At 43.6% G+C, this 17,729-nt stretch carries 14 protein-coding genes; 8 read left to right on the forward strand and 6 right to left on the reverse strand.

The genetic code is table 11. From position 1 onward, the window contains the following. Positions 1 to 27: 27 nt before the first annotated feature. The 3 genes from R50345_RS31110 (at position 28) to R50345_RS03695 (ending at position 2,389) form a co-directional block, all read left to right on the forward strand. Complete coding sequence (locus R50345_RS31110; RefSeq protein WP_156114717.1) at positions 28 to 231, forward strand: hypothetical protein; 204 nt, start codon at positions 28 to 30, stop codon at positions 229 to 231. 308 nt (positions 232 to 539) lie between these two features. After that, on the forward strand, positions 540 to 1,541 hold the full coding sequence (locus R50345_RS30095) for a Gfo/Idh/MocA family protein (protein WP_269321989.1): 1,002 nt from the start codon (positions 540 to 542) through the stop codon (positions 1,539 to 1,541). Positions 1,542 to 1,756: 215 nt separating this feature from the next. Next, positions 1,757 to 2,389 carry a carbohydrate-binding family 9-like protein gene (locus R50345_RS03695; protein WP_042124212.1) on the forward strand — a complete coding sequence of 211 codons (633 nt, stop codon included), beginning with the start codon at positions 1,757 to 1,759 and terminating at the stop codon, positions 2,387 to 2,389. Positions 2,390 to 2,478: 89 nt separating this feature from the next. Here R50345_RS03695 and R50345_RS03700 read toward each other — a convergent pair whose 3' ends face one another. The 5 genes from R50345_RS03700 to R50345_RS03720 form a co-directional block, all read right to left on the reverse strand. Further along, positions 2,479 to 3,831 carry a HAMP domain-containing sensor histidine kinase gene (locus tag R50345_RS03700; RefSeq protein ID WP_042124214.1) on the reverse strand — a complete coding sequence of 451 codons (1,353 nt, stop codon included), beginning with the start codon at positions 3,829 to 3,831 and terminating at the stop codon, positions 2,479 to 2,481. Continuing rightward, on the reverse strand, positions 3,828 to 4,505 hold the full coding sequence (locus R50345_RS03705) for a response regulator transcription factor (RefSeq protein ID WP_042124216.1): 678 nt from the start codon (positions 4,503 to 4,505) through the stop codon (positions 3,828 to 3,830). Before R50345_RS03705 ends, R50345_RS03700 begins: the two co-directional genes overlap by 4 nt. 58 nt (positions 4,506 to 4,563) lie before the next feature. Continuing rightward, positions 4,564 to 6,582: a serine hydrolase domain-containing protein gene (locus tag R50345_RS03710; protein WP_231574034.1), complete on the reverse strand. Its 2,019-nt coding sequence runs from the start codon at positions 6,580 to 6,582 to the stop codon at positions 4,564 to 4,566. Between the two features lie 304 nt (positions 6,583 to 6,886). Beyond that, positions 6,887 to 8,161 carry an MFS transporter gene (locus R50345_RS03715; RefSeq protein ID WP_042124218.1) on the reverse strand — a complete coding sequence of 425 codons (1,275 nt, stop codon included), beginning with the start codon at positions 8,159 to 8,161 and terminating at the stop codon, positions 6,887 to 6,889. Between the two features lie 25 nt (positions 8,162 to 8,186). Beyond that, the gene (locus R50345_RS03720; protein ID WP_042124220.1) at positions 8,187 to 9,092 is read right to left on the reverse strand and encodes an ArsR/SmtB family transcription factor; all 906 of its coding nucleotides are present in this window, start codon (positions 9,090 to 9,092) and stop codon (positions 8,187 to 8,189) included. Positions 9,093 to 9,497: 405 nt separating this feature from the next. Here R50345_RS03720 and R50345_RS03725 point away from each other — a divergent pair, with 405 nt between their 5' ends. Together R50345_RS03725 and gshAB are read left to right on the forward strand one after the other, a co-directional pair. Next, the gene (locus tag R50345_RS03725; RefSeq protein ID WP_042131844.1) at positions 9,498 to 10,841 is read left to right on the forward strand and encodes an MATE family efflux transporter; all 1,344 of its coding nucleotides are present in this window, start codon (positions 9,498 to 9,500) and stop codon (positions 10,839 to 10,841) included. A gap of 19 nt (positions 10,842 to 10,860) precedes the next feature. After that, positions 10,861 to 13,191 (forward strand): bifunctional glutamate--cysteine ligase GshA/glutathione synthetase GshB, encoded by a 2,331-nt coding sequence (gshAB, locus tag R50345_RS03730; protein ID WP_042124222.1) that lies wholly within the window; start codon positions 10,861 to 10,863, stop codon positions 13,189 to 13,191. 82 nt (positions 13,192 to 13,273) lie between these two features. Here gshAB and R50345_RS03735 read toward each other — a convergent pair whose 3' ends face one another. Then, on the reverse strand, positions 13,274 to 13,717 hold the full coding sequence (locus tag R50345_RS03735; protein ID WP_042124224.1) for a hypothetical protein: 444 nt from the start codon (positions 13,715 to 13,717) through the stop codon (positions 13,274 to 13,276). 156 nt (positions 13,718 to 13,873) lie between these two features. On the opposite strand from R50345_RS03735, the gene R50345_RS03740 reads away from it, so the two are divergent. The 3 genes from R50345_RS03740 (at position 13,874) to R50345_RS03750 (ending at position 17,208) form a co-directional block, all read left to right on the forward strand. Further along, complete coding sequence (locus tag R50345_RS03740) at positions 13,874 to 15,157, forward strand: glycoside hydrolase family 5 protein (protein ID WP_156114719.1); 1,284 nt, start codon at positions 13,874 to 13,876, stop codon at positions 15,155 to 15,157. Between the two features lie 10 nt (positions 15,158 to 15,167). After that, complete coding sequence (locus tag R50345_RS03745) at positions 15,168 to 15,815, forward strand: response regulator transcription factor (protein ID WP_042124226.1); 648 nt, start codon at positions 15,168 to 15,170, stop codon at positions 15,813 to 15,815. 106 nt (positions 15,816 to 15,921) lie between these two features. Continuing rightward, on the forward strand, positions 15,922 to 17,208 hold the full coding sequence (locus R50345_RS03750; RefSeq protein ID WP_231574035.1) for a sensor histidine kinase: 1,287 nt from the start codon (positions 15,922 to 15,924) through the stop codon (positions 17,206 to 17,208). The last annotated feature ends 521 nt before the right edge of the window (positions 17,209 to 17,729 follow it).

Raw genomic sequence — 17,729 nt, forward strand, 5'->3', positions numbered from 1 at the left:
CCTATCCATCGCAACGGACAATTGGCCGTGGCACACATAAAGCAGCTCGAAATCATACAGCTTCCTTCCCGGGAACAAGCGGAGCGCGACCATCTGGAACTGCGCGTAATGAATGGAGGGAGTCCACTCATGGAAGGGGAATCGCTTGCGGACCGGATGTTGGAGCGGGGGCTTGGTGGGACAGCACCTTATATAGAATTAGATAAAATAACGGAATCGTGCAAAAAGTAACTTTCATAGCTAAATAAAAATCTCCATCATTCTTATATAATAAAGGTAATAATAAGACAAAAGTTGTTCTATTGTAATCCGGAATAGTACAAATGAAAGAAAGGGATATTCATGAAGAAAGGGATTAACATCTGTTTATCCCACCTAATGGCACCCTTGAATTCATCCCTTAGCTGGCGGATACCTTGTCCGTAAGTCCAAGCCGAGGCGGAATCCGCAGCCTAACAAGGAAGCTTGGATCAACATAAAATAACCTCTATGAGTGAGAAGAATAGGATGGATGCATCGTGAAAAGGTATGGGGCAGTCGTGATAGGCTGTGGTTATATGGGCTCACTTCACTTGGATGCCATATCAAAGCAGGAGAGGGTCCGGTTGATTGGTGTCGTAGATTGGAACCAGGGCAGGGCCTCCCAAGTGGCAAGCCAATACGGAGCCGAGTGTTGGAGTACAGATTACCGGGCCTTGATAGAGCGAGAGGATGTGGATATGGTCATTATCGCCACGTACCCGTCCTCCCATCTGGAGATTGCAAAAGCATGCCTCGCGGCAGGAAAGCATATCCTATGCGAAAAGCCGATGGCGGGCAATGCACGGGAAACGCAGGAATTCATGAAGCTGGCCCGTGGAGCCAAGACCAAGGTGCTGATCGGTCACATCCTTCGTCACAACACCACTTACCAGGCAGTTATGAAGATGATCCGGGAGGGTGCTATCGGCTTCCCCCTGGTTATTCGGTTAACCCAATTGAAGCCCTCCAAGAATTGGGATTCCCATCTGTCCCTGCTCCGGGATGTCTCACCGATTGTGGATTGCGGCGTCCATTATATCGATGTGATGCGTTGGGCCACAGGGGCGGACGTGGTAAGCGTCAACGGGATCGGGCAGCGTCTCTATGAAGAAGTCCCGCCGTACACTTACAATTACGGACTCATGACCCTCCGTCTATCGGATGGCTCCATCGGCTACTTCGAGACAGGGTGGGGCAAGGGGATGCCGACTGACAACCGGAAGGAATTCATCGGACCGGCTGGCCGGATCCGTATCATCTACAAGAATGATCGACCGCGAGAGGAGCAGCATCTGGGAAATCTGGTCGAGGTCGAAGATAACCGGAAAGGAACGGTTCAGAAGATCAATATGGACTTCTCCGTGAAGCCTACGGGTGCCCAACTGGACTATTTCCTATCTATGCTGGAGAACAACTTGCCCGCTATACCGGCAATGGAGGATGCCTACCGGGCAATGGAGATCGCTCTCCTGGCCGACCAGGCAATCCATGAAGGAATTACGTTACCTTGCGCGAAATAAGGGTGGAAGGGAGGAGGCGCCCGCCCGAGAGGGATATAGAGCGGGCGGTCTCCTTCATCCGCATTACAGGTAACGCAGAAGGCTGTGCGAAATCTCGGGGATCGAGACTGCGTATTGAAAAACCGGATAAACGCGGGTCTTAATAAACAAGTTAATTAATGGGGTTGTTTTGCTGCATTAGCCCCAGTAGGACTCCGAACGGAAGGGAATGAACCATGGAAAGAAAATTGGAAACCTTAGTAATTTCTCACCTGATAAATCAGACGGATGTTTCACATACAGAAGAAGTCCAGATCATCAAGCAGTATCAATGGCTTAAAGAGTATAGTCCTGTCGTTACAGCGAGATTAAATTACAGTCAGGAGGATCTAAAACTTCAGTTTAAGGTTTACGAAAAGAATCCAATACGAACATATAGAAACATGAATGATCCCGTGTATAAGGATAGCTGCATCGAGTTCTTTTTTCAGCCTAATCCGGATTCGGACCAGCGCTATATGAATTTTGAATTTAATGCGAACGGCACAATTCTCTTGCAGATAGGAGCGGATCGGTATGATCGCTTCCCAATCACTATCAATCCGGCACTTTTCCGCATCCTATCCACCACAGATCAAATTAATGCTAAAGGGGAAGCGTATTGGGAATTAAGCTTTTCGATCCCATGGGCTTGGGTACAATCTTATTTTCCGGATTTTCGGGCAGTGCCGGGAAAAAAGATAAGAGGAAACTTTTACAAGTGCGGCGACGATACGACCTATCCGCACTTTGGAACATGGAGCAGAGTTCATTCGAACAAACCAGAATTTCATAGCAGCAGTGATTTTGGGATTCTGTACTTAGAGTAACTGCATAACATAGTGTTAATGAATAACTTCCGAAGCCGCATATGCGGGGTTGGAGGTTTTTTATCTTTTTTAGAGAAATTAGTTTTGTTCTAAGACAAGGGTAGCCTAACGATAATTGTCGTTCCCTCTCCAACCGCACCGTCCAACTCTATGCTTCCCTGATGCAGAGAGACAATTTTTTTAACGATCGCAAGTCCGAGACCATTGCCATTGTTGTTTCCGTTCCGCGACTTGTCTATTTTATAAAACCTTTGGAATACGGCGTTGAACTCTTCCGGGGAGATCCCCATTCCATTATCGCTGATAGTGACAGATACTTCTGCTGCATTACGATCTATACTGATGCGGATTTTCCCGTTTTCCGGTGTAAACTTGATGCTGTTGCTGAGTAAATTCATCCATACTTGCTTCAGTTGATCTTCATCGCCCATAATTTTGACAGCTTCCGGTAGTTCTAAATCAATAACAATGCCTTTGGCTGACCATTGCGGCTCACAGGTTACAACGATTGTTCTAATCTGCTCATCAAGATTGAAGGGACTTGCGTTGAAGGGATGATGTTCAGAATCCAGAGATGCGAGCTTCAGTAGATTATCACTTAGCCTCGACAGTCGTTCACTCTCCGCAATGATGATATCAAGATATTCACTGCGTTCCTCTTCCACGATCAAATCATGGTTCTGCAACGCTTTGGCAAAGCCGGAAATAGACGTAAGCGGTGTCTGGATTTCATGAGAAACGTTGGATACGAAATCCTGCCGCATCTGTTCTAACTGTTTAAGTTCTCCTGCCATCTCTACATAACTTTGTGTTAATTCCCCGATCTCGTCTATTCGGTTCATTTTAAGCTCCACCTCGAAATCACCCTTGGCCAGCCTTTTTGTCGCATTCGTTAGTGCTTTGATCGGCTCTACCAAATATCTAGCGGCAATAAGAATGCACACACTACCCAGTAAGAGCACGAGTAATAGCACAAAGAGCACCATCCGATTGACGATATTTTCGTTCTCGGCAGAATACTGCAAGAACATCGCACGCCACTCTCCGTCCAACATAAAGGGTATACCGATAAAGATATCCTTATCTTTCGCAGAAGAGCGGTAGAGCTTTCCTTGCAGCACTTGTTTGACAGCTTCGGGGGGGACAGTGACAGCCGGACTACCCTTGAGCCCATAAAAGGTATGTTCTCCGGCATGATTGTACAGGTGGATAGGGTGTGCGGATACCTTAACCATACTATTCAGGAACTCATCCGTATCCATGGGTTTGGCGTCATCATAGCGGTGAATGATTTCTTTTCCCACTACGATCATTTCATTCTGCCCCTCGTAACTTATTTGTTTCTGAAAGACATACAATCCAATGAAAAAGGAACAGATTAGACTAAAGATAATGATGCCTAGAAACGTGAGAATGACACGTACATACAGAGTCTTGATCATGGCGTAGGAATCAGCCTGTATCCCAGGCCGCGGGCCGTTTCGATTTGAAATTGCTCGTCGTTGCCGCTGAATTTCTCCCTCAACCGACTTATATGTACATCTACAGTCCGTCCGTCTCCTTCATAATTCAATCCCCAGATTTGAAGAATCAACTGTTCTCTTGTAAAGATTTGCCCGGGGTGACTGGCCAACAGAAACAGAAGCTCAAATTCCTTCAAAGGAATCATGACCGGTTCTTCACCGCGCGTGACCTGGAAAGTACGGCGGTTGAGCAGCACATTACCTAATTGCACAGACTGTGAAGAAACGACCAGCGAGCGTTTAAGCAAAGCTTTTACTCGCATCACGAGTTCAAGCGGATCGAACGGTTTGGTTAGATAGTCATCCGTACCCAGTTGAAAGCCTTTCACTTTGTGTGCAGATTCCGCTTTAGCCGTCACCATGAGGAGGGGGATATTGGCATCAGACCGCCTGATTTCTCTGCAGAGATCCCAACCATCCAATCCTGGCATCATAATATCTAGAATGACGAGATCAACTCGCGAGTTCTCTATTATGGACAAGGCTTTTGTACCATCCCTGGCTTCTTTAAGTTCAAAACCTTCTTTTCGCAAAAATAAAGACATTAGCTTTCGGATGTTATCATCATCATCAGCGATAAGTATAGTAGCCACGATTTTCCTCCTCTATTAAGCTTTCATTATATCTGATTTGTTCTTGGGAGTAATGGCGTTATCCGAACTGCCAACCTAACAGATTCCAATAGTAGAAGAACAGAGTCATCGCCACAGCCGAAAGCGCCACTAACGTATAATGCACACGCTTGAAAGCTGTCCAGTATTTATTCTTCCAAACCAGTATAGCCGAGATTAGCAAAGCTAAAGTCAGACCAACCAAAATGATTGGCATAACTAAACTGAGAGAAAGCGAAAGCCTGATTCCGCTGAACTTCTGCATTATGTCCATGGACATAACCACCATAAATAACGTGACGAAAGATAGCAGCGCCCAACCAGCAGTTCCCGCAGACAGTCGGATGGCCCATTTTTCCGGAGGCGTCATCGCCTTAATCTTGCGTCTGGAGAAGAGTAGTCCGAGCAATGCAGTGATGAGAATCAACCCCGAGAACCCTAGTACGATAAGCCAAAATTTATTCTGATCCAACAGTGGCGTACGCTCCAGCGGCATATCCGGGATCATCCCTAAGATCATATGTGTAACTTTACCGGACTCATTCGTGCGGAAGGCAATTTGATCGGTGCCTCCTTCGAGTTGGAACAGATTCGGACCGACTTCACTATACAATTGTTGCTCACTGCCACTTCCCAAGGATAGCTTATTATCCTCAACCGAGACGTTCAGCTGGGCAAAAAAGTTGAAAAACTTATCAATATCACTGATGTTTCGGCGTGTGAATTGATAGGCTCCTGCATATTTCTGAATAGATTCATCAGAAGCAATGAATTCAGGCTGCGTTGCATCAGGAGAAGGGTAGTAGCGGTTGAAAAAGGCTTGGATGAGACCTGCTGCCGAATCACTTCCCTCACCGCCGTTGTAGGATACAAAGATGCCTACATCCTTGGCAGGCACAAGATACAATTCTGTATTGAACATGGGGTCGGAACCACCATGAGTGATCAGTGTGAGATCATTGATTCGTTTCTCTGCGAACCCAAGATCCACTCCCGGCAGACGTTTATCGAATTGAAACGCCGTTGAATGCATTAGTTCTGCCGTCTCGGGTCTCAGAATCTGTTGGCTACCATATTTCCCATGCTGTAGATGTGCAATCATGAAGTGCGCCATATCTACTGCAGATACGGTACCAGAGCCGGCAGGACGAAAACCACCCTCAAATGTAGGTGTGCCAGGTACAAAGCTGCCGTTTTCGCTGTTATACCCTACAACTTTGTAGGGGATGAAGGAATCCGGTAAAGGCTCTACAACAGTCGAATATTTCATGTCGAGCGGATCGAAAATATATTTCTTTATATAATCATTGTAAGGAACACCGCTAACTTCCTCTACAATTAGACCTGCGAGTGTAGCACCGTAGTTTGAATAAGAACTTATCTGTCCGGGTGGTCTTACCCGTGCCAACATATGCTTATTGAGAGTTTCCGAGATTGACCCCGGCAATTTTGCAGGGTCTGTAGTGATTTGATAACCAACGCCACCCTCTTCGAACCCTGCTGTATGTGTCATCAAATGGCGCATCGTGATCGGTTCAGGATAAGTAGCAGGGATCTTTACTGATTTCAGGTAGGTATTAATATCCGTGTCCAGATCAATCTTACCTTGTTCGACCAACTGCATCACTGCTGTCCAGGTGAATAACTTAGTCGTTGAAGCAATTCGAAACATGCTGGTTGTCGGGTCAACTGATTCAGCTTTTTCCAGATTGGAACTGCCATAACCTTTGGCCAAAATAATTCTGTCGTCCTTTACGATGGAGATGACCGCTCCCGGAATTTGTAGCCGATTCATATCTTCTTCCATGATCCCATCTACGAAGGCAGTTAGACCTGCGGTATCATCGAGATTGGCAGGTGCTTCAGTCTGAGTTATGGGTAGCGCGGTTTGATCCGTCCGGGTCTCGGCCGATGCTTGTTTCCCGAAAAACACTAGGTTCGTACCTAATCCGGCGCTAATTACAACCAATAGGGTGAGACCAGCGATTAGTCTTTTTTTATAGATGTTAACATTATTATCCTCCGTATTATCATTTATCGGGATTGGATGATCATCCACCTAACGCTTATAAACATTATCAGAGTAGTGTGAATGGAACGTTAACAAGACTATTTTCATCAGAAGGAAATAAAGACAATTAGGTTACTGAGAATAATACATAGAGAGTTAACGAAAATGAAAGATCTAGGAATGGAAGGATTTAAAGAAAGATGGGATTCAGATTTTCCGATAAACGCCTAAAATGGGCTATCTGAAACTATTCATAAATCAAAGTAAACAGCGGTAGTCAAGGACGTGATTTCATTGTCCTTAGCTATCGCTGTTACTATTAGTGTCAGTCTGCTCTTCTACACTTTCCCGTTTATCGATTAGCGGTAACGCTGTGCGTGGCATTCCCCACATTATTTCTCCGATGGGTGACCTCAAGGGCAGAGAGGTCGCCATCCAGCGCTTTGAGTCCGGGGAGTAACAAGGCTGCGCTAGCACATAACATTGGAAGCAGTCCAGCGATTAGGAACAATACAGGCACACCGTAGTGCTCAGCAATTGCGCCGCCTGCAAAAGCGCCAAAAGGCTGTAAGCTGCCTCCGATCAAAAAGCGAATAGAATTGACTCTTCCTTGCAGATTACTCGGAACTAGGCGTCCGTGTAATGAAGAACTTAAGGAGCCGAAGAAGGGGCTTAAGGTTCCGGTTGCAAAGACGGCAGCGAGAGCAAAAGGAAAACTAGGAACTAACCCCCATAGCGAAGTCACTAAACCTATGGTCCCCAGACTGCCGAGCATGACAAGCCGCCTTTTTTTAATTTCCCCTATCATGGAAATCACACTTAGCCCGACCAATGTTCCAAGAGCGAAAACTGTACTTAGAGTACCCATCGTCGCCGCATCGCGGTGGAGCACTTCGCGTACAAAAGGGACCATCATCGTCCAGACGGCAATTGAGCTTAAATTACTGATGGAGGCCATGACCATAATCATTAGCATTGCAGGGAATTGTTTATAGAAGGTAAAGCCCTCGGCTATTTCACGAACGTAAACGGAGAGGGAGAAACGGCCTTGGGTTGGAGAGGCTTTCGGCAGCTTTTGCAAGCTGAGTAGGGTAGTGATGGCGGCTAAGTAACATAACATGTTGATGCCAAGAGCTGGCAGCGCTCCACTGGCAGCGGTTAACGCACCGGCTAAGGCAGGTCCCAGCAGGGCTGCTGCGCTTTTGCTCCCATCAATGATAGCAAAAGCCCGCACCAGCTTCCGGCTGTCGGCAACGCCAGGAATAACAGCCATCGCTGTTGGCATGAACAGTGCGGCACAGGCGCCGCTGAGGCTCGCGGCAACAAAGAGATGCCATAGCTGCAGTTGGCCAGCCAAGCCCATGCCGAGTGGCAGTGCTATGGCTAGCAATCGAATGGCTGCCAAGGCGGCCATAAAACGGACCCGGTGCAATCGGTCGGACAGCGGTGAGCCGAGCAGGCGTAGCAGCAGTTCAGGTATGCCGGAGCTGAGCGCGAGGGCTCCCATCGCTAGCTTGGATCCCGTCAGCTCATAGACGAGCCATTCCATAGCCAGTAAGCCGAAAGCATCTCCAAAAGCGCTTAAAGTAATGGTCGAGAGTAGACCATAATAGCTGCGTTTTATCATAGCTAGGTAGCTCCTTTTTTTATGCTTAACTCTCCAGATATGTCCCGATTTGCTGGGGCAGCCCATTTAAGGCTTCTAAACGCAGGCTGTACGAAGTGTTTTTAACATTGGTATGGACAATGACCAGTCCGGCTGCTCGCAGCGCAATAAGATGGTAGTGGATTGTACTTTTGGAAAGTCCCACCTCACGCACGATTTCCGTGAAATTCAGTTGTTTGCCTGTGAGTAAACGAAGGATATACAGCCGCGTCTCATCCGACAGCGCTCGGGTAAGGCGGAGTAGTGCTGGAGCAGGCCGTCCAGCTTCCGGAGGGAGAACATCACAAGAGTAGCTGGTGAATACGAATTCATCATACATAGAGGTAGTAACCAATGGACGAGCATGATATTGCGGAATAATAATGACCTGCTTCAGATGCTCAGTTGGATAGAGGCGCATTCCTTCGGTTGCTGCTTCAAAGACGTCCATGTCATTGTTACCGTTCAACGTCGCTCTTCTTGATTCGGCTTCCTGTTCAAGTCCCTTGATGATATTAGGGTCAATTCCACTGAAGTATCCCGCATTCCATTCGCGCAAGATGTCAGAGGCAGTGTCTCTGAGTTCCGCAAGGTTAGAGGGAACCGATTGACCGAAACGTCCGGAGATTTCATACAGTTCGCCCGAAGATAAACCGTCGAACCAAACCAAAAATCCTTCTACCGAACGCTCCCCCGGACAAGACCAAATATAGGGAGCCAAACTGAAATCATCAAGTTTCTTAACGACCTCTTGCATTTTACGAAGCAGCATTGGCGCGAATCTTGCTTGAACATCGCGTACCCAGAGCTTGCCGGAATCCATAGCAGTATGGTTTTGCTTGCTTAGAAAAGCGGTCATACTACTAACACATTCATACATGGGTGCAAAATCGACTTCTACTTTATATTCCATGACTTGCTCCATTCCTTCAGTGAGTTACTGAATCAGAATTAGTTCTATAAATATAGAACTGTTAATTGGTTTCATTGTAAACGAACTAATCATTCTTTTCAATAGCCATTAGACTGAAAAATAAGAGAATTTTTTATTATGAAAAAAACAGTTCCACTGGGCACGTTTTGTGCACTAGGAACTGCTTGTTAATGTATACACAATTTATTTGCTTTTAAGGAGTTCACATTCTGTCTACAGGTTCATAATGAAGAGACTAGGTTAAGAAGTAAGCCAGGCGAGGAAACCGATAATAAACCAAATGAAGAGCTAGTCCAACCAATCAATGAAATATAATCAATTGATTATATAAGCGTATGGTTATATAATGAATCTGAAAATGAAATAAAGAAGGTGTTATTGGACTTGAAGGACGCAAATGATTTGACTCAGGGTCCTATTATGCCTACCTTAATGAAATTAACGCTTCCCATTATTGCAACGAATTTCATCTCTACTACTTATGGTCTAGTCGATATGATTTGGGTTGGAAGATTAGGAAGTGGTCCGGTTGCCGCGATTGGTACGGCGAGTTTTTTCATTAATCTAGCGATTGCTTTATCGACAATGGTTACGATCGGCACAGGGATTAAGGTGGCGCATTGTATGGGATCTGGTCAGATAGAGAAGGCTAAATCTTATATAAAGAACGGATTTATGATGTCTACTTTACTAGGACTTCTCTATATGTGTTTAGTTCTATTAACCAAGAATCAGTTGATTGGTTTTTTTGATCTTGGAAGTGATGACGTTGAACGGATGGCTAGACAATTTCTAATGATTTCGATCTTTGGGACGGTATTTTCTATTGTTAATACATTGTTTGCAACCCTTTTAAACGCTATGGGAAATAGTAAACAACCGTTTCAGATCTTCTCTATTGGTCTTATGGTTAATATTGTCCTCGATCCATTTTTAATTTTTGGCTGGGGCAGTTTTGAAGGATGGGGAGTCGCTGGAGCAGCTATTGCAACATTAACGGCGAACATCTTGGTTACGGCTCTTTTTATCATGAAGACAAGAAAGTCAGAAATCATTTCAAACACATCAACGTGGGACAGTAGCCAAATGAAAGAAGTCATCCGCATGGGGCTTCCCATTACGATCCAACGGGTTACTTTTACGATCATATCGATCATCATTGCCAAGATCATTGTGCGTTTTGGGGCGGATGCCATTGCGGTTCAAAAAGTTGGGATTCAAATTGAATCTATTTCTTATATGACCATTGGAGGACTACAGGGAGCTATTGCTGCTTTTTTTGGTCAAAATTATGGAGCACGCCGATTCGATCGAATTAGGCAAGGTTATCGTCAGGCGCTAATCTTAACCTCCATCTTTGGTGTGATCGTGTCGCTTATATTTATTGCGTTTCCGCAGCAGCTATTTTCATTATTTTTATCAGACCAGACGAGTATGGCATTAGGCGCAGATTATATGCGGATCATCGGATACTCACAATTGTTCATGTGTATGGAATTGATGACAGTCGGTGCTTTTAACGGCATTGGTCAAACTCACATTCCACCGATCTTTAGTATTACATTTACTGCACTCCGAATTCCGCTAGCCCTGCTATTATCCGAACCTTTTGGCTTGAATGGAGTGTGGATGTCGATTGCGCTAAGCAGTGTGTTCAAGGGTGTTATTCTTGTGTTCTGGTTTAGAAGATCTTTGTTCAGAATGAACAAACAGCAGGTAGACTACTAAGCAAAGGATGAGCGTAGAAATGGCTTTATTAAATCGTAGACTCATACAGCTCTTAAGAGATAACCATTTGAATAAGGAGCTTTTTCACGGTGAATTTGGTTTGGAAAAAGAAAATGTCAGAGTGGATCCAGAAGGGAACCTTGCGCTGACACCACATCCAAAAGCCTTTGGCAACAAAATGGAGAACCCCTATATTCAAACGGATTTCTCAGAGAGTCAGATTGAAATGGTGACACCCTCTTTTGATTCTATTGAAGAGACTTATAACTTTCTGGAGGCGCTGCAGGATATTGTGTCGCTAGAGCTTAAGGAAGAATATCTGTGGCCGAGTAGTAATCCTCCCATGCTGCCGAACGATAAGGACATTCCCATTGCCAAGATGGGTAATCCGGTAGAGGACGAGTATAGACATCAGTTAGCGGATAAGTATGGACGCAAAAGACAATTGCTGAGCGGAATTCATTATAATTTCTCTTTTGACGAACCATTTCTTAAACAGCTTCATGACATTGTAGATCCGCAGATGAGCTATAAAGATTTCAAAGATGCTACTTATTTAAAAATAGCCCGCAACCTATTGCGATACCGCTGGCTTCTAATCTATTTAACAGGTGCTAGTCCTGTTTTTGATAAGACTTATATGGAGCAATGTGTCGCACGAGGCGAGTCGGATGATCAGAATAGCTATTATGTTCAAAATATGAATTCACTTCGGAATAGCGAATGCGGATATCGAAATGAAAAACCTCTTTATGTTTCCTTTGATTCACTTACGGACTATGTACATGATTTACAAACGTTGATCGACTCAGAGGAATTATTAAGTGTAAAAGAGTTCTATAGCCCAGTTAGAGTGAAGACGGCAAGAGGCAAACATCCGTTAGAGGAGCTGCTGCAGGATGGGATTGCTTATATAGAGCTTCGTTTTATTGATCTGAATCCACTCTATAAAATAGGAATTAGCAAAGAAACAATGACTTTCATTCATTTGTTTATCCTGTACATGCTATTGAAAGAGGACGAACCGTTCGGGGTAGAGGATCAGAAGATGGCAAACCTTAATCATGATCAATTGATCATGGAGGGGATCAAAGGCTGCTTGCATGATTACGGAGATTCTTGCGGGACGATGGAGCAGAAGGCTTTAACTTGTATTCAAGAGATGCAGGATATGATTCAGTTGTTGAACCCAGAAGATAAAGAATTCACGAACATTCTGAACGAAGCCAAGGATAAGATTCTGAATCCAGATCAGAGTTTTGCCGCGATTGTGAAGTCAGAAGTTCAACAATCCTCTTTCGTACAATATCATCTGAATAAAGCTAAACAGTATGCTGAGGAAAGTCTTGCGAACGGATACCGATTTGTGGGATATGAGGATCTGGAGCTATCTACACAGCTTCTACTAAAAGCAGCAGTTAAACGTGGGATTAAATTTCAATTGCTCGATCGAGAAGAGAATTTCGTTCTACTTACAAAAGGCGATCATAAAGAATACGTTAAGCAAGCTACGAAGACATCCTTGGATTCTTACAGCACGGTACTAATTATGGAGAATAAAATTGTTACGAAGGAGGTCCTCAAACAACAGGGCATTCGTGTTCCCGCAGGTGAAGCATTTGGAGATCTGGAAGCAGCAATGAATGCATATGATACTTATCGTGATAAGGCTATTGTGATCAAGCCCAAATCAACGAACTTTGGACTCGGTATTACTATTTTTACAGATGAATTCTCCAAAGAAGATTATCAAAAAGCCTTCGCAATTGCCTTTGAGCATGATCGAACAGTACTGCTTGAGGAATTTATGACGGGGAAAGAATATCGTTTTCTAGTGATGGGCGATGAAGTAGTCGGAGTATTGCACCGGGTTCCGGCGAATGTGGTCGGTGATGGTGTACATACGATAGAAGAGCTGGTCCACGAAAAAAATAAGGATCCGCTAAGAGGTCGTGGCTACAAAACTCCGCTTGAGAAAATTCAGATCGGCGAAGCCGAAGAGATGTTCTTGAAGAACCACGCTCAGGCTTGGAGCGATGTTCCTCCATTTAATGAGGTGATCTTTCTACGGGAGAACTCAAATATTAGTACCGGTGGAGACAGCTTAGACTTTACAGATGAGATCCCAGACAGCTATAAAGATCTAGCCATTCAATCGGCTAAAGCTGCGGGGGCCACGATTTGTGGGGTAGATATGATGATTGATGATATTAAGGAAGATGCGGCAGGTACCAATTATAGCATTATTGAGATCAATTTTAATCCAGCGATTCATATTCACTGTTACCCCTATAAAGGGAAGAATCGCAAAGCGGACGAACGAATTCTGGATCTATTGTTTGGCGAATAAACAGAAGCTCAACCAGTACTTTTGGTTGAGCTTCTGTTTTTAAAATAGTGCAGTATGCACCTCAACTCACTACTTGTTTATGCTAGGAGTTACCCGCTGCTGCAACGCCACTAAAGTTTCTGGCTTGGACGTTATTAAATTGATCTGTTGCCAGTGCATTTGTGAAGATTTCTGCTGTGTACTGAATCTGACCTGCTGCGACAGCCAGCGCTGGTGGGACATCTACTGCTGAGAAACCAAAAGCTTCATTTTCTCTGCTGATTGCTACACCAAATGTTGTGGTGAAAATAATCGTTCCGTTTCTGCGAACATTAATGGTATTGGTGTTGAAAAGAGGATTATTCTCTACTTTCAAAAAACCCGACAAAAGTACGCGGACATTGCCTTGATTGTCAGGCGTGACCCCTACAGTCTGAATACCGATATCTCCAAAAACAAGGGGAGTTGCTGCTAATGGGATAACCACGGGTGTGTTATCTGAAGCAGCTTGGTTGGAAAGTCGTAAATCTACAAACTGGATTGTCATATTATACTCACCTCCTAGAAATAGAATATGAGAGAAGAAGGTTTAACTCTTGGATTCATATAAAATTCATCAGTTACCTACTTGAATGGTTGTATGTTCACCCCTTGTGACACTCTTGTAACAGAGATTCGCTACGATAGCTTACGAGGTGAGAGAATGAAAAAATCTAAAGCTTTTATAGTGTTAATCTTATTGTTGGTTGTAGGGTGTAGTTCAGTAACTCCGCAAGCCAATCAAGAACTGAAGAAAGAAGAGAAGAAGGAAGAGAAGACAGAAAGGAATGAGAAGCTAGCCTTCTGGGAGGTCCAGAGAAAAGGAACCAATTTTATGAATTCAAAATCGTTACCGGATAACTATAAAGCTGCCAAAGAGCAGAATATTGAATTCATTCGGTTGGCACCAGATAAATGGGCAAAAGACAGTGACTATTTATTTAATGACAAACCAGATACGAACCCGGATAAAGATTTCCTAATAGGGAATGCAGATAAGTATGAAGGGATTGTTGAAGAGGATTTTGCCGAGTTAAAAGCGGACTTAGATGCAGCCGAGGCTCGGGGCTCAAAAGTAGTACTGACCGTCCTAAGTCTCCCCGGAGATCGCTGGAGGCAGTTTAATAATTACGAAAATGATGATCGGATATGGAAGGATTTCAGTTATCATGAACAAGCGGCAGTATTTTGGAGAGATCTAGCAAGCCGGTTGAAAGATCATCCAGCGGTAATCGGTTATAACTTGATTAATGAACCACATCCTGAGACTGCAACGGGATTTCATGACTTCTGGACACAGGACTACAGCGAATGGTATAGCTCAGTGGAGAACACCCCTGCGGATTTAAATCTTTTATATGAAACGATAGTGACCGCTATTCGTACCGTAGATTCCAAGACACCAATCATCGTAAATTCTGGCCTGTATGCTACACCTTGGGCCTTTAAATATTTGAAACCCCTCGAAGATGAGAATGTCTTGTATGCTTTTCATATGTATGAACCGTACGAGCTAACCAGTCAGAATAAGAAAAAAGGGTTCACCTATGAATATCCTGGGACGATAAAGGTCGGGGACAATAAAACAGAAAAAGCCTTTAACAAGGAAGCCCTAAAGGAATTTCTAGAACCAGTTGCACAGTGGGCAAAGGAACATAACATTCCCGCAAATCGGATTGTTGCAGAAGAGTTCGGAACGAATCGATTAGTAAAAGGCGCAGATCAATATATGGCGGATTTAATTTCGATTTTTGATGATTTCGGCTGGCACTGGGCGTTTTATGCTTTCCGCGAGGATACTTGGGACGGTATGGATTATGAGCTTGGCACTGAGCCTCCAACCTGGGCGTATTGGCAAGCGATAGAGAAAGGCGAACAGCCTCCCCGGACAGCAGTGGATAACCCAATATGGGAAGTTTTGAAGAAAGGACTGGAAAGAAAGGAGTAAATGATGCTACTTGAACATTCTAATTGCCGATGATGAGAAACATATGACCACCATATTGAAGACTTATTTTGAAAAAGAGGGCTATAACGTTTGGGTAGCTGCGGATGGGGAGGAGGCGCTGGAGCTCTTTTTTTCGAATAAGATCGATCTTGTGGTCTTGGATTGGATGATGCCTAAGCGAAGCGGGATTGAGGTGTGCAATGAAATCAAGCAGGTTAGTTTAGCTAAAGTGGTGATGCTGACCGCCCGATCTTCCCATGACGATGAATTTAGCGCTTTAGATATCGGTGCAGATGAATATATTAGAAAACCATTTGATCCACGGATTTTAATGCTGAGAATTAAAAAAATGCTGGGTACCGAAAAAGTAGCTGCTATACGGGACTTAGAAATTGATTTTGAACGGAAGAAAGTGTACAAGAATGGGGAGGAGCTGTCCCTTTATAAAAAAGAGTTCGAGTTGCTCACCTTCCTATATGAGAATAAAGGCCGGATTTTGTCCAGAGATTCTTTGTTATCTTCCGTTTGGGGAATGGACTACCTCGGCGAAGAACGAACCGTGGATACACATATTAAGCGATTGCGCGATAAGATTGGAGCTGATCACGTGATCACACACAGGGGAATGGGGTACAGCTTCCATGATAAAAATCAATAAAATAAGCACGAAATTATTGATTATGGTAAGCATCATTCTGCTGATTGTGTTTGGGACATCCTATTTATTGCACAATTTTTTCTCGTCCGATTATTACCTTTACAAAATGAAAACCAAGATTAACGCTATTTATGACGAAGTAAAGGATCTCAGTCTGGATCAGCTTATGGACAAGGAAACAGCGATCGAGAACAATAACAATATAACGATTGTTAGGGTTGAAAATAGAGGAAGTACAACAGAAATTAACGACAACATACAATTTGCTCTCTTTAAAGATAAGGTATCACTCAATAAGTTCTGGATTACGGAAGAAGTCTTACAAAAGGTAAACGAAGGAAATACGGTGAATCTGTTATTTAATCAGGGGAAATTAAAGTCCAGCCTGTTAACGAAAATATATGAGCAGGATGGCAGTTTAATCCTCATCGGCACTGTGGTTGTGCACAATACAGATGCTTTAAACATCGTAAATCAACTCAGCTTCTACTCCGTTCTTTTGGGGATTATTATCAGCTTGCTGTTAGTGGCTTATTATTCGAAAAAGATCATTACCCCATTAGAGCAGTTACAGGATGTGGCGAAGGATATTTCCAATCTTGATTTTAAACAAGTGACGATTAAATCGGGGGATGAAATTGAAGAGTTATCTAAAAGCATTAATCAGATGAGTCAACGCCTAAAAAGCGTCCATGCAGAACTGGAGAAGAAAAATCAAAGCTTAAACACACTGATCTCAAGCATTTCACATGAAGTGAAGACACCGTTATCTTTAATCCAAGCCTATACGATTGGTATCCAAGACGGTCTGGATGATGGTACCTATACGGATATCATTTTGGAGCAGGTGAAATACACTTCAGATATGGTGGATTACTTGATTAAGCTGTCCAAGATTCAAAAGACCGAAGTGCATAAAGAGAAATTCGATCTTAAAGAGCTTTTGCTCAAAGTGATCTCACAATATAACATTACGCTTAAAAATAAAAACCTGACCTTACAGACTGACTTCCATTCGGTTAAACGATCCATCGTTGAAGAGGATATCAGCCAGATAGAGATTGTATTCAACAACTTAATTAGTAATGCCATTAAATATGGGGAAGAGAATGTCTTTGGAATCTCATTAGTAAATGATACTCACGACACTCTGAAGTTCACTATTACTAATAAAACCTCGCGCCTGAAAGAGAAGCACTTAGCCTATATCTGGGACCCGTTCTATGTCATCGACGAGTCTCGGAATAAAGAAATCTCCGGAACTGGACTTGGCCTGTCTATCGTCGCGGAGATTCTAGCTAAAAATGATCTGAAATACGAAGCCACATTAGAGGATTCGTATATTAGTTTTAGTGTTTGGTTTGATGTTGAGGTTACAGAAAATAATTGCTAGTGGGAGGAAAATGTCCCTTAAGAAATCTTCAGTTATTGTTGCAACTCTTTCACTCTTAATCAACCTCATAATGAATATGTATCAGGCACTATCAATGATTAAATGTTTAGATTAGGGAAAACCTCCCTAATTTTGTGAGATTTATCGTGCTCCAAGCGATAATTAGGGAAAATCTCCCCAATTATCAGGGTGTTTCATTCATAAAGAGGGTATTCTCGTATTTATTAGGGAGGATTTCCTTAAAAGTCACAAATTGAGCCGATAATTTACTAATTTTAGGGAGGATTTCCCTAATCCGCAAAGTGGTGTGATGTGGAGTTTAATGCAACGCTAGTGGAATTGAATTGCAGCTCATAATAAATGAAGCACTCCTTCAAGGAGGATTCATTCGCTTTAAAGCTATCGGCAGAGACACGATTCTACACATAATCGTGAATGGTTTTTAGATTAAACCCATAAATATGGTGAAAAGTAACGGAGGGAATTTTGGAACTGTAGGAGCGGAGCGTTCGCCTGAAAGC

The sequence above is a fragment of the Paenibacillus sp. FSL R5-0345 genome (assembly GCF_000758585.1).
GTDB lineage: Bacteria > Bacillota > Bacilli > Paenibacillales > Paenibacillaceae > Paenibacillus_AQ.

Excerpts from the sequence above, each read along its gene's own strand:
- R50345_RS03695 (WP_042124212.1), top strand. The coding sequence starts at position 1,757 with ATGGAAAGAAAATTGGAAACCTTAGTAATTTCTCACCTGATAAATCAG.
- R50345_RS03700 (WP_042124214.1), bottom strand. The coding sequence starts at position 3,831 with ATGATCAAGACTCTGTATGTACGTGTCATTCTCACGTTTCTAGGCATC.
- R50345_RS03715 (WP_042124218.1), bottom strand. The coding sequence starts at position 8,161 with ATGATAAAACGCAGCTATTATGGTCTACTCTCGACCATTACTTTAAGC.
- R50345_RS03720 (WP_042124220.1), bottom strand. The coding sequence starts at position 9,092 with ATGGAATATAAAGTAGAAGTCGATTTTGCACCCATGTATGAATGTGTT.
- gshAB (WP_042124222.1), top strand. The coding sequence starts at position 10,861 with ATGGCTTTATTAAATCGTAGACTCATACAGCTCTTAAGAGATAACCAT.
- R50345_RS03735 (WP_042124224.1), bottom strand. The coding sequence starts at position 13,717 with ATGACAATCCAGTTTGTAGATTTACGACTTTCCAACCAAGCTGCTTCA.
- R50345_RS03740 (WP_156114719.1), top strand. The coding sequence starts at position 13,874 with ATGAAAAAATCTAAAGCTTTTATAGTGTTAATCTTATTGTTGGTTGTA.
- R50345_RS03750 (WP_231574035.1), top strand. The coding sequence starts at position 15,922 with ATGAAAACCAAGATTAACGCTATTTATGACGAAGTAAAGGATCTCAGT.